The following is a 13,356-nucleotide window of genomic DNA, read 5'->3' as shown; positions in this document are numbered from 1 at the left end:
CTTAATACTGACAGTTAACCTGCGTTACCTCGACTGCTCCTATCCATCCGGCGCCTAGCGCCCGAAAAGCCTGTCCAGCATGATCGACGCCGCGGAGCGCACCGAGAGGTGGTTGTAATCACCTGCCCCCCTGATCGGCTCCAGCACCAGATCACCTTTGTTGAACACCTGCTCGATCATCCCCCAACCGGTGCCCAGAAGCAGCAGATAGGGCTGCTCGGGGTCGGCGTCGATGAGATCCTTCAGTTCGGCAAAGCTCACGCTGTTGGGCCTGCCGGAGGCGCCGGTCACGACCACCTTGGGGCGGCGTCCGGTGCGGCTCTCGATGTCGGCGATGGTCGACTCGAGCGACTCTTCGCACTGCAGCGTCTCCAGCGCCATCTTCCGCTTCGGGTTGTAGGTCGAGCCCCAACCGGAGAGCCAGTGCTCACGCACCTTCTCAACGAGCTTTATCTGTTCCTCAACCGGGGTCACGATGTAGTAGCGTGCCAGACCGAAGGTCCGGGTCATGCGCGACATGTCGTGGATGTCCAGGTTGGTAACCGAGGTCGCCACCACGTCCTTGTGCTTGTCGTACACCGGGAAGTGGATCAGCGCCATGCTGAAATTAGCTGCCGAGGTCATGCCGTTCCGCCTTCCACCTTCGCTAAAGCTTCGGCGGACACGTCGCGCCTCTTGGCTTTCAGGTCCGCGTCGAGACCCAGCTCTTTCAGAAGTTTCTTGTCCTGCTTGCTCCACTCGATACCTTCGAGGAGCTCGGGACGTGAGGCGAGCGTTCTCCGGATCTGCTCCTTCCTGCGCCACTTGGCGATCTCGGCATGGTTGCCGGAAAGGAGGATGTCGGGAACCTTCTCACCCCTGAATTCGGGAGGCCTCGTGTACTGCGGGTACTCCAAAAGCCCGTCTGCAAACGAATCGTACTGGGCGGACTCTTCGCTCCCCAGTACCCCCGGCACGAGCCGGGATACGGCGTCGACGACGACCATGGCGGCGAGCTCCCCGCCGGTTAGGACGAAGTCCCCAAGCGAGATCTCGTCATCGACGAACAGTGCACGCACCCTCTCGTCGACCCCTTCATAGCGGCCGCAGATGATGACGAGCCCCTCCTCGCGGGAGAGCTCCTCAGCCACCTGATGCGTGAAAGGACGACCGCCCGGCGTGGTGAGGATCACCCTGGAAGCCGGTCGCATCTTTTTGACCGCCTCGATGGCGCCCGCGATCGGCTCGACTTTCATCACCATGCCGGCGCCCCCTCCGTAAGGAGAGTCGTCAGCAGTGGCGTGCTTGTCGAAGGCCCAGTCGCGGATGTTGTGCAGCCCAACCTCGATCAATCCCTTGTCGCTCGCGCGCTTCAGGATGCTCTCGGTCATCGGCCCCTCGAACATCGCCGGGAACAGGGTCAGGATGTCGAACTTCATAGATCGAGCAGCCCCTCGAGAAGAGAGACCGTCATCCGTCCTGCCTTCAGGTCAACAGACAATACGACGTCCTCGAGTGCGGGGATAAGCACCTCGCGCCCGTTGTGTTTTACCACGTAGACGTCGTTGCTGCCGGTTTCGATGATGTCGACCAGCTCTCCCAGCTCTTCCCCATCCGACGTAAAAACCTGGAGCCCCAGGAGGTCGGACCAGTAGAACTCGTCGTCGGGGAGTTCCGGGAGCGCCACCCGGTCGGCATATATCTCGCTGCCGACCAGGTGCAGCACCTGGTTGATGTTGTCAAACGGCTTCAGGGTCAGGATGATCCGTTTGCCGTTATTCTTGGCGGAGACCACGGAGAACTCTTCCATGGCCCCTTTCGGAGACTTGAGAAAAACGCTCTTCAACTGCGAGATGCTCGAGGCATCCCCCGCGAAAGGGATCACCCGCAACTGTCCCCTGATCCCGTGTGGTCCCTGGATCTTGCCGATCAATACTTTGTTACTACCGGACATCTATCACTCTACGATTTTAAGGATGGCTTTCTTGTTATCCTTTGTTGAGACAGCGTTGAGCAAAGTACGGATCGCTTTTGCCGTGCGACCTTCCTTGCCGATGATACGCCCCATGTCCTCTTTTGCGACGGTCAGCTTGATTACGTTGGTCTCTTCTTCCAACTCCTCGGTGGCTTTCACCTGGGTCGGATCGTCTACAAGTGCCCTGGCGATGGTCTCAACAAGCTCTTTCATGTCGCTATCCTCTGTAGTGTGGGATATCCGGCTGGCCGGTACTAAGAGATATTAAGCGGCAGGGGCGACGAACTTCTCCCAGATGCCGGTCTTCTTCAGGATCTGCTTGACGGTGTCGGTCGGCTGAGCGCCCTTGCCAAGCCACTCAAGGGTCTTCCCTTCTTCCAGGTTGTAAACCGCCGGGTTTTTGTTCGGGTCGTAGGTACCGACGTTCTCGATGAAGCGCCCGTCCCTGCGGCTGCGGCAGTCAGCAACTACTACCTGGTAAAAGGGTTTCTTCTTAGCGCCCGCACGTGCAAGTCTGATCTTTATTGCCATTTCTTCCTCCTGGTATTCTCGGACCCTTGAGATCCGCCATTGCGTATTGTTTTTGTGAGTCTGGTAACTGTATCTATAGTTGGTGCAATAGTCAAAGGCGATGAGTTAAAAGGGGAGCATCCCTTTGCCCATGCCTTTCATCCCTTTCATAAGTCCCTTCGGACCCATCTTCTGCAACTGCTTGACGACCTTCTGAGCTTCCGTGAAACGCTTGAGGAGCTGGTTGACTTCCTGGATGCTGGTGCCGCTCCCCTTGGCTATCCTCAAACGGCGGCTGCCGTTGATGATAGTGTGGTTGGCGCGCTCCTTGGCAGTCATGGAGTCGATGATCGCCTCGATCCTCTTCAGCTCCTTCTCGGAAGGCTGGGCGCCCTGCATCTGCTTCATCGCCTTCCCCATGCCGGGGATCAGGTTCATGATCGATTCGAGCGAACCCATCTTCTTGATCTGCTGCAACTGGCTGCGGAAGTCCTCGAGATCGAACTGGCCGCCGCTCTTCTTCATCTTCTGCTGCAGGCGGGCCGCTTCCTTCTCGTCGAAGGTCGACTGCGCCTTCTCGATCAGGGTGAGCACGTCGCCCATGCCGAGGATGCGGGAGACGAGACGGTCGGCGTGGAACACGTCCAGCGCGTCCAGCTTCTCGCCAAGGCCCACGAACTTGACCGGCTTGCCGGTAACCGCCTTGATGGAAAGAGCCGCGCCACCCTTGGCGTCGCCGTCCAGCTTGGTGAGGATGACGCCGGTGATGCCGAGCCTGTCGTTGAAGCCCTGGGCCACGTTGACCGCTTCCTGACCGGTCATGGCGTCGGCCACGAAGAGGATCTCGCGCGGGGCGAGCTCGTCGCGGATCCCTTCCAGCTCCTCCATCAGGTAGTCGTCGATCTGATGGCGGCCGGCGGTATCGTAGATGATGACGTCGAAGCCGTTCAGCGTCGCGTAGCGGTGCGCCTCGCGGCAGATGTCGAGCGGCTTCTGGGTCGCCAGCGAGTTGAACACCTCGATGTCGAGCTGACGCCCGAGCACCTTCAACTGCTCGATCGCGGCCGGGCGGTAAACGTCGGCCGGGACAAGCAGAGGCTTCTTCCGCTGCCCCTTGAGGTACTTGGCGAGCTTGCCGCAAGAGGTAGTTTTACCCGCGCCCTGCAGACCGACCAGCATGATGGCGACCGGCGGCTTCGCGGCGAGGTCGAGCGAGTTGTCCTCGCTGCCACCCATGAGAAGCACGAGCTCGTCATGGACGATCTTGATTACCTGCTGCCCGGGGGCGAGACTTTGCAGCACCTCGGTACCGACGGCGCGCGTGCGAACCTTTTCGACAAAATCCTTGACGACCTTGAAATTAACGTCGGCCTCGAGCAGCGCAAGACGCACCTCACGCAGCGCGTCCTTGACGTTGTCTTCGGTCATCACACCCTGACCGCGGAGCTTCTTGAAGACCAGGTCGAGTTTATCGGAAAGAGTCGCGAACATCTATGAACCCATAAGTCATCGAAATGACGAGTTAATTTTTCTCAAAAAACCGCATGTCCCGGCAAAAGCGCACAGGTATCCCGCGGCAAGAGAGTCACTTTAGTGGATAGAACCGCAAATTGTCAAGCGAAATTATCGGCCACAACGTCAGTTACAGCCGCACCACCGAGCGTGCTTTCAGCATGCTTTCCGCGATGGTGAACATGTTGGTGACACCGCCGGCGGCGAGGTGCTCCTTCTTCTTGTAGAAATCGAGACAGATGCCACAGGAGAGAACTTCGACGCCGCGGTTGCCCAACTCCTCCAGCGCCTCGATGACCTCGGACCCTTCAGCGGCGAGAAGGACACCGGAATTGACGAAGAAGATGCGGTCCGGCAGGTCGTTCAGATCGAGGAGGGTGATGATGAAGTTCTTCATCAAAAGGCGCCCCAGTTCCTCGGCGCCGTCGCCCATCCGATCCGTGCCGATCAGCATAACGGTCGGGCCGGCCGCCGCAGCGGGAGCCGCTTCGCGCGGCGCGGTTGCCGCACCCGCACCGGTGATGGTGAAGGCGAAGCCGTCCTCGAGCTTTTCCTCCAGCACCTGGTAGCCGCGCCCCTGTGCAAAGCGCTTCACGTTCTCGCGCGGCGCGCCGTCGTCGAGAAGAACGTGGAGTTCCTCCCCCTGGGCCGCCTCAAGTGCCCTCTTCACCTGCACAACCGGAAGCGGACATGCCATCCCCCTGACGTCAAGCTTGCTCATTTCTCTTCTCCTATCTTTTCGAAGTTGTCTCCGTTTTTTCTGTAAAGGTCACGCGGTAAAAGGCCGGCCCCGGAGAGCACCGCTTCCACCTGGGGCCTCACGTCCTCCGCGTAGCGGATGGCGAGCCCACAGTCCGCGGCAAGTGAGCGCGGTGCCGGAATGAGCAGGATCTTCAGGCCCTGATCCTTGAGCAGACGCTCCGCCTCCATGACGCGGTGGATGGAGTTGAAGATGGCTATGAAGTCTCCGTCTTTTATCACAAGCACTCCTTTTTCAAGTCAAAACCAGTGCAATAGAAGCACATTGACAAAGAGAGGTCAAACCCATAGTATTACCGACCCAAGAGGTCAACATGGAAACAGTGCTTAAAGCCGCCACCCTGATGGTGCTGGCCACCTTAGTTAACATCCCGTTGGGTTACCAGAGGCAATCCTACCCGAAGTTTTCCTTTGCCTGGTACTTCTACGTCCACATCTCCATCCCCGCCATCATCTACTTCAGGATCAAGTCCGGGTTAGGCTGGGGCTTCATCCCCTTCAGCATCTCCAGCGCCGTGCTCGGCCAGATTATCGGCGGCAGGACCTATCGGAAGAGACATCCCGTCAATGAAGACTAGACGCCCCAGGATGCGCCGTCCGGCATCCGTCACCGACCTTTTGGGGAGCATCCTTCGGGGCACCCCTGCCGAGATGCGCCTCAAGGAGGGACGTATCTGGGAAGTCTGGGACGAAGCGGTCGGCAGCAAGATCGCCTCCCACGCCCAGCCGGTCGCCTTCCGCGAAGGCACCCTCACCCTTCACGTCGACAGCGGTCCCTGGCTGCAGCAACTCACCTACCTGAAGAAAGACCTCATCGTCAAGGTTAACGAGGCTCTGGACGAAGAGCTGGTCAAGGAACTGTACCTGAAGAGCGGCAAGGTCCGGTCCACCGCCCAGAAAAGCCAGCAAGCCGTGCAGCGGCGCAAGCTGACCGAGGAGGAGCAGGTCTGGATCAAGGAACAGGCCCAGGCCGTCGACGATCCGGAACTGCGTGCCGTGTTCGAAAGGCTCATCAGCAGGGACCGGGAACACCAGAAGTAACCAACCGCAGCAACATCAAAATCTAAAAGCAACTAACGCAAAGGCGCAAAGGCGCGGAGACGCTAAGAAGGCTTAAGGTTTTACTCGCTTTAGTTTTCGCGGCTTTGCGGCTCCGCGTCTTCGCGTTGGCGCCTGTAGATTTTGAGTTTTTCCTCGGAGTACCCACCTTCCTCGCCGCGCACGAAGAGCGGCGGCTCCACCTTCAGCTCGCCCGTCCTTCCCTTTGCCAACTCGATCATGAACATGCGGGCGTCCATCCGCGTGTTGCCGTGCACCATGCGCAGCCTCAAGGGCGCGAGCTTCTGCACCGCCGCCTGCGCCATCAGCTCCGCCAGGCGGCAGGTGTGGTAGATGAGGCAGATCCTTCCCGAAGGCTTCACCAGGTATTTGGCCGCGGCCAGAAAATCGGAAAGCGTCGCGCTTGTCTCGTGGCGCGCCTCGTCGCGTCCCCTTCTGGGGCTCACCTTCCCCGTTCCGGGGCGGCGGTAGGGAGGGTTAGAGACCACCAGGTCGAAACTGTCCACTGGGAAATGCGCCTTCAGGGAGACGATGTCCTCCTCGACGACATCGACGCGCCCGGCGAGCCCGTTCAGGCGCACGTTACGCTGCGCGATCCCCGCCATCACCTGCTGGAACTCCACCGCGGTAACCGATGCGCCTTCCGCCATGCGTGCCAAAAGCAGCGCGATCACACCGCAACCGGTCCCCAGGTCCGCGCAGCGTTCCCCCTGGCGCACCCCGGCGAAGTCAGCCAAAAGCAGCGGATCCACCGAGAAGCGGTAGCCGTGCCGCGGCTGTATGATGCGCAAGTCATACCCGGACAGCTCGTCCAGGGTTTCCATCTCAGAGTCGAGGTTCAACATTCAAAATCCCAAAAGACTCAACGCAAAGACGCAAAGCCGCAAAGACGCAAAGTTAAAACCGTGGAGAGCGGTTCTACCCTTGCTTTCCTCCTGTCTTCTTTGCGCCTCCGCGCCTTGGCGTCTTTGCGTTAAGCCTTTTTGCTTTTTGTCATAAACCATTCACAACTCTGTGAATTCCGTTTTTGACGAGCTTTTCACCAAAATTTATTACCAGCGCCAGTTTCAAATTAAGCATGCGCAGATAGGTTAGCGCCTGCGACTCAAAGATTTGGTTGTATTGAGTCACGGCCTTTACTTCAACTACAACCATGTTCCCTACTAAGAGATCCAGCCGCAGCGGGACTGACAGTTGATGCCCCTTATAGGTGACCGGTACAGCCATCTGCCTTCCCACCGCAAAGCCGCGCTGGCTCAACTCCCAGGCCAGAGACTCCTCGTACACACTTTCTAAAAGACCAGGGCCGCCGAGATTTCTATGAACTTCGACGGCGCAATCGACGATATGCGTGCTTAGTTCATTTTCCGTCATCCCGCACCTCCAAGCCTGAAATCGATAAGGCAAGAAGAGCATAGCCGGAAAAGACTTCACTTCATTTTTTTATCTTTGCGTCTCCGCGCCTTGGCGTCTTTGCGTTGGGCATTTCCGAATTAAATGCTTCAACGCAAAGTCGCAGAGCCGCAAAGGCGCAAAGTTAAAACTAAAAGAATGGTTCTACGAGGTTTTCCCCCCTTTTCCCCTGCCTTCTTTGCGCCTCCGCGCCTTGGCGTCTTTGCGTTAAGCCTTTCCGCTTTTAGCCTCGCCTTCCGTTTTTCTCAACCAGACCTCGCGGCCGAGGAAGAGCGCGAAGATCGCGAAGGAGACCAGGGTCAGGTACTTGCCGACCTTGAACGGCGTCGGATCGAAGACGAACTCCACCTTGTGCGAACCGGGAGTGAGGTAGATGCCGCGCAGGACATGGTCTACCGGGTAGATCTCGGCCGCCTTGCCGTCGACGGTCGCCTTCCACCCCCTGTAGTACTTCTCCCCCAAGACCAGCATCGAGTTCAGCTTCACCACCGCATCCACGTCTATACGCTCGCCCTCGTACCGGGTGACGCGCGCCTGCCCGGCCGCGTCGGCGGGGGCGTTCCATTTCGGATCCCTGGCGACAGCAATGGGAGGAGGCGTCTCCACAAGTGCCATGGTGCGCGGGTTGAACTGCGGGCTCTGCAGCGCGGCCAGCATCTCTTCCGGCTTTTCGACCTGCAGTGCCACCGGCGCAAGCCACGCCTTCGGGAGCACGGTCGGATTCTCAAGGACAACCAGCCCGGCGGGGGTGGTATATACGGGGCGGTACTTCGCAGAGAGCCCCGCCTTGTCCTGTTCGAGCTGATCTTTGGTCAGCACGAGATACTTCACGTTGAGGATGTCGGGCATCCCGGAGATCAGGTTGAAGTTGTCGAGATACTCCTGCCAGCGACGCTGCTGCACCGCGTTCGAGGTGAACATCACCGGTACGCCCGCGGCGGCATACGGCATGGGATCGCCGCCAAGCGGCAGGGTACGGTACTCGATCCCCGCTCCCTTCACGTAGGCGATCTCCGGCGCCTTGGCGGTCGCCTCCCGGTGCGGCTCATCCACCAGGAACAAAAACTTCGCGTTCACCCGCCCGGTGTCGAGCAGGAAGAGCCCGATCAGCACGAAGGGAAGCGCCTTGGCGGCCAGCTTGCCGCGATAGTAGAGGAAGAAGACGACGGCGAAGAGGGTCGAAAGCCCCGCGGCGATCCAGGTCTCGGTAATGATGTTGTGCCAGCGCTGCAGCACGAGCTGCTGGCTCTGCGCCTCGTAACGGGTGGGGCGCGCCAGGATGTCGATGAAGTGGTTCACCCAGAAGTTACCGGTGGCAAGCTCCACCACCGCGAGCACCATCAAAAGCACGGGAAGCAGGATTACCCCGGCCACGTAGTGTTTGAATTCCCGCCGGGAACGGACCGCGGGGTCGAGCAACAGGTCGAGCCCGAAGGCGGAGAGGACACCAAGCCCCAGCACCGGGATGAACATGATCATCTTGGGCACCCGGAAACGGTTGATCCCCGGGAAGTAGTCGAAGAGCAGGTTGTAGAAGGGGGTGTATTTCCCCATGGAAAACAGGATGCCGACGACGACCGCCGAGAGCGCGAGCCAGGTGTAGCGGTCACGCCGGAAGATGAGCGGCAGGGGGAGCAACAGCCAGGGGAGAAGCCCCATGTAGCTCAGAGTCTGGGTGAAGTTCATCCTCCCCCAGTAATAGGATTCGATGTTGGCAGGGTTCGGCCCCGCCTCCTGGCGCGAAAATCCGAAGAAGCCGGGGATAATGAAGGCGGCAGCCTCCTCTGGCGGCATGGACCAGGACATCGCCTCCTCGCGCGCGAGCCCCCCCTTCGCCTCGGTTTGCCCCGCTGAAGCGGTAACGTTCGCTCCGCTGTTGACGCCACGGTTGGTCTCCTTGGACCAGTTCGTCAGGGGGACCAGCGACATCGCCACGGTGGTGAGAAAGAAGAAAAGCAGCGCCAGGTTCAAGGCCAACAGGCGACGGAACTCCTTCTGCCCCCCGTGGTCGCCATAAACTACCAAAAGCGAGCGCGCTATGCCGTAGACCCCGACGGCGAGACAGGTGTAGTAGGCGATCTGCCAGTGGGTGTGGAAGAACTGGTACGCCAGAACGAAGGCCGTCGTGAGGAAGTAGAAAAGTCGTTTCGTCCTGAAGCCTTTTTCCAGGAAGTAAAAAGCCCAAGGGGCAAAGGTGATGGTTGCGATCTTCATCACGTGCCCGGCGTTGATCAAAGAAGCGTTTTCCGGTGCGATCGCAAAGACGAGCCCACCGACCAACGCCCCCCACACCCCGACACCGAGGAGCCTGCAAAAGCAGTAGACACCGGCGGCGCCGATGAAAAGCTGAAGCACGATGTACCACGCCACGTTGGCCGGAGCAGGGAAAATCCAGAAGACGAGGTTGCGGAAAAAGAGGAACTGCTCAGAGGCCATCCCCCCTTCGTTGGTGTGTCCGGAGTTTATGAACGGATTCCACCCCGCGCTTGAGAGGTCCACCCTGAAGATGGACCAAAACGGCCTGTTGCCGAAATCCTTTATCCCCCAGTAAAACTCGTTGAGAATATCCGGAGCCCGGATTATCTGCGTGGTGAAGAGGATCTTTGAAAAAAGGATCAAGAGAACTGCCAGGAGTCCTGAGAGAATGAGCAGATCTTTCTTGCGGGGGGTCATCGCGATTTACACTCCATGATCAAGGCAAAAATCGGCCTCACCTTTTGTTGAGAGACCGTAGCCAGCGTCGCATTATCCACACATTTGCAAATTTGTGCAATTGTTAAGGCAGGTTCCGTCATCCCCTCCCTTGGGGATGTGCCGGTGCGCCGCCTTGCAGCGTGGACAGATAAAACCGGTGGAGGGACCCGGCGGCCGCTCCCCAGTTGAAGTTTTCCTGAAGATGTGCGCGTCCGGCCCCGCCAAACCTTTGCTGCAGCGCCGGGGCTTTAAGCAACTCGACGACGCGGTCGACCATTTGATGCCAATCGTCAGGATCACAGAGAATCCCTGACCTGCCGTCATCGATATACTCGGAGATTTGCCCCACCCGGTCCGCCACAACCGGAACCTGCGCCAAAAGGATCTCCGTAAGCTTCGCCGGGCACTTGCATCGGTTGACCAGCGTATCGGCAAACGGATAGACGGCGACGTTCGCGGCCGCAAGGTAATCCGGTATGGCTTCAGGAGCAATCCACCCTGCCATCACCAGGGCGGCATCGAAACCGGACTCTCTGGCCGATTGAAGCAGCAGATCCTCCTCCCCACGCCTCCCCTTCCCCACGACCAGAAAGCGGACCCCGGTTACCTGCCTGTGGATCTCGGCAAAGATGAAATGCAGCTTCTCCTGGCTGAACTCGAAAAAACGGGTGTACAGCAAAAGAACGGGGGCATCGGGCGCGATCCCGAGCCCGGCGCGAACCGCCTGCCCGTCACCGGCCGTCGCCGCGGCAACGCAGTTCGGCAGGTAGAGCAGGTGGTCTCGTTGCACCTCCATCTGACCGACCAGGTGCTCAAGCCCCCGGCTCGCGACGGTCACCCCGAGGGCGCGAGGGGTGATCCACTGCTCCTGAAAGCGGTAAAAGCGCTTTTCGACTGTGCCGTAGTCATGAAGCTCGTTCATGCCGCCTTCTCCCTCCCAGTCGTCGGTATCGAGAAAGAGCGGCGGAGTCCTTATGCCGAGGGTTTGCAGCGCAATGAGGAGCATCGCCGCGATCCCCCCGTACCCCTTAGGCTTGAAGAGATGGATGAGGTCGGGCTTCTCCTTCAGCGCGACCCGAAGCATGCGCCAGGCAAGAAACGGTACGGCCAAGGCCTTGTGCTTCGGTCCGAGGTCGACGTTGGCAAGCCGTACCCCACGGACCACCTCGGTCTTCCCGGAGTCTTCCGGGTTGGTGTACGGGGGCGCCACGATGACGACTTCGTGCCCCGACGCCTGAAGTTCAGCGGCCAGCGGGACCATGCGTGCAATGACGGTCCCCTTGGGACGTATCCCGAACGGTGCCCAAAAGATGATCTTCAAGGTGCGCCTCCTGCGGCAGCGTCCTGCGGCGGCAGCCCGGCCGCACTCCTTTTCAGGGCATGAGCCAGCAACACGGCGAAATTGAGCTGAAACAAGACGAAGCAAAGCTTGTTAAAAGGGGCCGCCAGGAAGCTCGTTTTCAGCAGCCGATCCGCCGCCGTCAGAAACGGAGCCGGAACGATTTCCAGCAAATGAACCAGCTTGCTGACGGCCGAAGCATGGAAAGCCTCCGGGCAAAGCTCCTTGAGCAGCAGGTAGTTCCGCACCGAAGCACGCATCTTTTGGTAGACCGTCGCCTTCGATGCCAGCCCAAGATGCGAAGCCGTGTTGTCTATGTGCAGGATCCGGTACCGTTTCGAAAGCCGGATTCCCCACTCGATGTCTTCATACCCATAGCCTATGAAGCGCTCGTCGAAAGAGTTGTCCTGAAAGACGCTTTTCCTGACCATGATGTTCGAGGTCAGAATGTGGCGCCACGGCTCCCGGTTCCTCTGGGCGGCGGGCTTGACCTCTTTGCGGTTGCCGAGATAGGCGTGGTAGTCGAACTCGGCGCCGGACATCACCCTTGTGCGGTAACTTATTCCGCCGCAGACGACGTCATGACTGTCTGCCTCCGCACACGAGAGGTAGTTGCCGATGAAATCGGCGGCATCGGGGAGCACGTCGCAGTCAAGGAACAAAAGAAAACGCCCGGTGGCTTCAGCGGCCAGCCGGTTACGCACCCCGGCACGCCCCAGGTTTTGGGTGCCCGGAAGGTACCTTAAAAAGGGGCGGGAATGGCTGCTCAAAAAGGCGCTGTTTGCCGAAAGAAGCGCAGCGTCCGTAGATGCGTCGTCAACCACGATGACTTCGACGACTCCCTCTGAAGCAGTTGCGTCTATCTCTGTCAAAAGGGAGTTGATCAGCCGGGAAATGTCCCAGTTGAACACGGGTACGAGGATTGATATCAGCATCTTTCACCCATAAGAACCCTGCGGTAGGCGGCGCAAAACGATTCCCCGCTGAACTTCTCTTTTGCATATGCATAGGCATTTTGCGACAGCTTCTCGAGCAGGTCGCGCTCCTCGCACATGGCGGTCGCGCACCGGCACATCATGCCCACGATCTCCTCTTCGCCCGCGGTATCGGGAACGAGCCAGCCGTTCGTCCCTGGCTGCACATGGGTGGGGATTCCCCCGACCGCGGTCGAGATGGGGACCACGCCGAACGCCATGGCTTCCATGATGACCATCGGGAAACCTTCGCGGCTGGAGGTGAGGAGTAGCAGGTCCGCGTCGCGGTACACCGCCTGCAACTGCTCTTCATCGGAGATCTCGCCAAGGAAGACGCAGTTGGCGCGATCCTGCTCCTCTACCGCATGGAGAGCATCCCCCGCGATGACGACTTCAACGGGTATCCCTTGCTGCCGGCAGCGCGACGCGATCCGCCCCACCAGGTGCACCCTCTTTTCCTCCGATCCCCTGCCGACGTAAAGCGCCTTCAACTTCTCACCCCGCGCTTTCTGCGGCAGTTCATCCGGCACTTTCACGCAGTTTTCGATCAGGACGATCCGGTCCGCCAACGAAGCGGGCATCGCCTCGGCATGGTATTGGGCCTTCAGATCCGCAACGGTCCTCTCGTTGATGGCCACCCGTGCGTCGAGCCTTTGCGCGGCAGGAAGGCTGAAATGCTCGGAGCCCCCACCGAAGGCATGCATGAGGTCGATGCAGCGGGCCTCCTTCTTCAGATAGGGAAGAAGCAGGTAATAAAAGAGGCTGTTGCAACCGAAGACCACCGGTCGGCGGTGACGATTGATGAACCCCGCCATGATTCCGACGCTGAGAGGATAGCCGTACTTCAGGAGTTGCCAGAGGTTGCAAAGCCGCGCACTTGTTCCGAACAACGAAAGGAAGCCGTCATTTGCGGACTTCTTGGTGAAAAAAACCCACGGCCGTTCCGCAGCGAAGCATCTGACGATCGCCGCATGCACCTTTTCCGCGCCGCCCACGTGAAAGAACGGGAAGAAAAAAAACAGCGGAGTCCCTTTGTCGACCGGGAGCAACCTGCCAAGCAGCATGCCGAAGGCGGCAACCCACCGCACGAAACGGCTTTCGTTCAACCGCACCGCGAGCATATCTTTTTCAAGGGGCGTCAT

Annotated in this window: 16 protein-coding genes; 2 read left to right on the top strand and 14 right to left on the bottom strand. The window is 59.3% G+C overall.

The window, feature by feature from the left end; all coding sequences use genetic code 11:
* Positions 1–54: 54 nt before the first annotated feature.
* The 8 genes from E4633_RS07085 to E4633_RS07050 all read right to left on the bottom strand — a co-directional run bounded on the left by E4633_RS07085 (position 55) and on the right by E4633_RS07050 (position 4,957).
* Positions 55–624 carry an RNA methyltransferase gene (locus E4633_RS07085; protein WP_135869509.1) on the bottom strand — a complete coding sequence of 190 codons (570 nt, stop codon included), beginning with the start codon at positions 622–624 and terminating at the stop codon, positions 55–57.
* A complete protein-coding gene (gene trmD, locus E4633_RS07080) occupies positions 621–1,418 on the bottom strand; it encodes a tRNA (guanosine(37)-N1)-methyltransferase TrmD (RefSeq protein WP_135869508.1) in 798 nt (265 codons plus the stop codon). Before trmD ends, E4633_RS07085 begins: the two co-directional genes overlap by 4 nt.
* Positions 1,415–1,933, bottom strand: coding sequence for a ribosome maturation factor RimM (gene rimM / locus E4633_RS07075; RefSeq protein ID WP_135869507.1), 519 nt, complete (start codon positions 1,931–1,933; stop codon positions 1,415–1,417). The genes trmD and rimM overlap by 4 nt, the downstream gene beginning before the upstream one ends.
* A gap of 3 nt (positions 1,934–1,936) precedes the next feature.
* Complete coding sequence (locus E4633_RS07070; protein ID WP_129124527.1) at positions 1,937–2,167, bottom strand: KH domain-containing protein; 231 nt, start codon at positions 2,165–2,167, stop codon at positions 1,937–1,939.
* Positions 2,168–2,218: 51 nt separating this feature from the next.
* Positions 2,219–2,485, bottom strand: coding sequence for a 30S ribosomal protein S16 (gene rpsP, locus E4633_RS07065; RefSeq protein WP_135869506.1), 267 nt, complete (start codon positions 2,483–2,485; stop codon positions 2,219–2,221).
* A 105-nt stretch (positions 2,486–2,590) separates the two neighbouring features.
* On the bottom strand, positions 2,591–3,955 hold the full coding sequence (gene ffh, locus E4633_RS07060) for a signal recognition particle protein (RefSeq protein ID WP_135869505.1): 1,365 nt from the start codon (positions 3,953–3,955) through the stop codon (positions 2,591–2,593).
* Positions 3,956–4,106: 151 nt separating this feature from the next.
* Positions 4,107–4,697 (bottom strand): sulfurtransferase-like selenium metabolism protein YedF, encoded by a 591-nt coding sequence (yedF, locus tag E4633_RS07055; RefSeq protein ID WP_135869504.1) that lies wholly within the window; start codon positions 4,695–4,697, stop codon positions 4,107–4,109.
* Positions 4,694–4,957 carry a DUF3343 domain-containing protein gene (locus E4633_RS07050; RefSeq protein ID WP_135869503.1) on the bottom strand — a complete coding sequence of 88 codons (264 nt, stop codon included), beginning with the start codon at positions 4,955–4,957 and terminating at the stop codon, positions 4,694–4,696. Before E4633_RS07050 ends, yedF begins: the two co-directional genes overlap by 4 nt.
* A gap of 92 nt (positions 4,958–5,049) precedes the next feature.
* Between E4633_RS07050 and E4633_RS07045 the strand changes: the two genes are divergently transcribed.
* Together E4633_RS07045 and E4633_RS07040 are read left to right on the top strand one after the other, a co-directional pair.
* Positions 5,050–5,313: a hypothetical protein gene (locus E4633_RS07045; RefSeq protein ID WP_135869502.1), complete on the top strand. Its 264-nt coding sequence runs from the start codon at positions 5,050–5,052 to the stop codon at positions 5,311–5,313.
* A complete protein-coding gene (locus tag E4633_RS07040) occupies positions 5,303–5,776 on the top strand; it encodes a DUF721 domain-containing protein (protein WP_135869501.1) in 474 nt (157 codons plus the stop codon). Before E4633_RS07045 ends, E4633_RS07040 begins: the two co-directional genes overlap by 11 nt.
* Positions 5,777–5,865: 89 nt before the next feature.
* Here E4633_RS07040 and E4633_RS07035 read toward each other — a convergent pair whose 3' ends face one another.
* The 6 genes from E4633_RS07035 to E4633_RS07010 form a co-directional block, all read right to left on the bottom strand.
* On the bottom strand, positions 5,866–6,639 hold the full coding sequence (locus E4633_RS07035) for a tRNA1(Val) (adenine(37)-N6)-methyltransferase (protein WP_135869500.1): 774 nt from the start codon (positions 6,637–6,639) through the stop codon (positions 5,866–5,868).
* 148 nt (positions 6,640–6,787) lie between these two features.
* Positions 6,788–7,168, bottom strand: coding sequence for a GxxExxY protein (locus tag E4633_RS07030; RefSeq protein WP_135869499.1), 381 nt, complete (start codon positions 7,166–7,168; stop codon positions 6,788–6,790).
* A 246-nt stretch (positions 7,169–7,414) separates the two neighbouring features.
* Positions 7,415–9,826, bottom strand: a complete 2,412-nt coding sequence (locus E4633_RS07025) for a YfhO family protein (RefSeq protein WP_342791898.1) — start codon at positions 9,824–9,826, stop codon at positions 7,415–7,417.
* Between the two features lie 172 nt (positions 9,827–9,998).
* A complete protein-coding gene (locus tag E4633_RS07020) occupies positions 9,999–11,222 on the bottom strand; it encodes a glycosyltransferase family 4 protein (RefSeq protein WP_135869497.1) in 1,224 nt (407 codons plus the stop codon).
* Positions 11,219–12,175, bottom strand: coding sequence for a glycosyltransferase family 2 protein (locus tag E4633_RS07015; protein WP_135869496.1), 957 nt, complete (start codon positions 12,173–12,175; stop codon positions 11,219–11,221). The genes E4633_RS07020 and E4633_RS07015 overlap by 4 nt, the downstream gene beginning before the upstream one ends.
* Positions 12,169–13,356: a glycosyltransferase family 4 protein gene (locus E4633_RS07010; protein ID WP_135869495.1), complete on the bottom strand. Its 1,188-nt coding sequence runs from the start codon at positions 13,354–13,356 to the stop codon at positions 12,169–12,171. Before E4633_RS07010 ends, E4633_RS07015 begins: the two co-directional genes overlap by 7 nt.

Source organism: Geomonas terrae (assembly GCF_004791675.1).
In the GTDB taxonomy this organism is placed as follows: domain Bacteria; phylum Desulfobacterota; class Desulfuromonadia; order Geobacterales; family Geobacteraceae; genus Geomonas; species Geomonas edaphica.
Note: the sequence above shows the minus strand (reverse complement) of the source record. Positions and strands in the feature narration are given on the sequence as shown.

What these genes read in the sequence shown, in the direction of transcription:
- E4633_RS07085 (WP_135869509.1), bottom strand. Translation starts at nt 624, where the DNA reads ATGACCTCGGCAGCTAATTTCAGCATGGCGCTGATCCACTTCCCGGTG.
- trmD (WP_135869508.1), bottom strand. Translation starts at nt 1,418, where the DNA reads ATGAAGTTCGACATCCTGACCCTGTTCCCGGCGATGTTCGAGGGGCCG.
- rimM (WP_135869507.1), bottom strand. Translation starts at nt 1,933, where the DNA reads ATGTCCGGTAGTAACAAAGTATTGATCGGCAAGATCCAGGGACCACAC.
- E4633_RS07070 (WP_129124527.1), bottom strand. Translation starts at nt 2,167, where the DNA reads ATGAAAGAGCTTGTTGAGACCATCGCCAGGGCACTTGTAGACGATCCG.
- rpsP (WP_135869506.1), bottom strand. Translation starts at nt 2,485, where the DNA reads ATGGCAATAAAGATCAGACTTGCACGTGCGGGCGCTAAGAAGAAACCC.
- ffh (WP_135869505.1), bottom strand. Translation starts at nt 3,955, where the DNA reads ATGTTCGCGACTCTTTCCGATAAACTCGACCTGGTCTTCAAGAAGCTC.
- yedF (WP_135869504.1), bottom strand. Translation starts at nt 4,697, where the DNA reads ATGAGCAAGCTTGACGTCAGGGGGATGGCATGTCCGCTTCCGGTTGTG.
- E4633_RS07045 (WP_135869502.1), top strand. Translation starts at nt 5,050, where the DNA reads ATGGAAACAGTGCTTAAAGCCGCCACCCTGATGGTGCTGGCCACCTTA.
- E4633_RS07040 (WP_135869501.1), top strand. Translation starts at nt 5,303, where the DNA reads ATGAAGACTAGACGCCCCAGGATGCGCCGTCCGGCATCCGTCACCGAC.
- E4633_RS07035 (WP_135869500.1), bottom strand. Translation starts at nt 6,639, where the DNA reads ATGTTGAACCTCGACTCTGAGATGGAAACCCTGGACGAGCTGTCCGGG.
- E4633_RS07030 (WP_135869499.1), bottom strand. Translation starts at nt 7,168, where the DNA reads ATGACGGAAAATGAACTAAGCACGCATATCGTCGATTGCGCCGTCGAA.
- E4633_RS07015 (WP_135869496.1), bottom strand. Translation starts at nt 12,175, where the DNA reads ATGCTGATATCAATCCTCGTACCCGTGTTCAACTGGGACATTTCCCGG.
- E4633_RS07010 (WP_135869495.1), bottom strand. Translation starts at nt 13,356, where the DNA reads ATGACGCCCCTTGAAAAAGATATGCTCGCGGTGCGGTTGAACGAAAGC.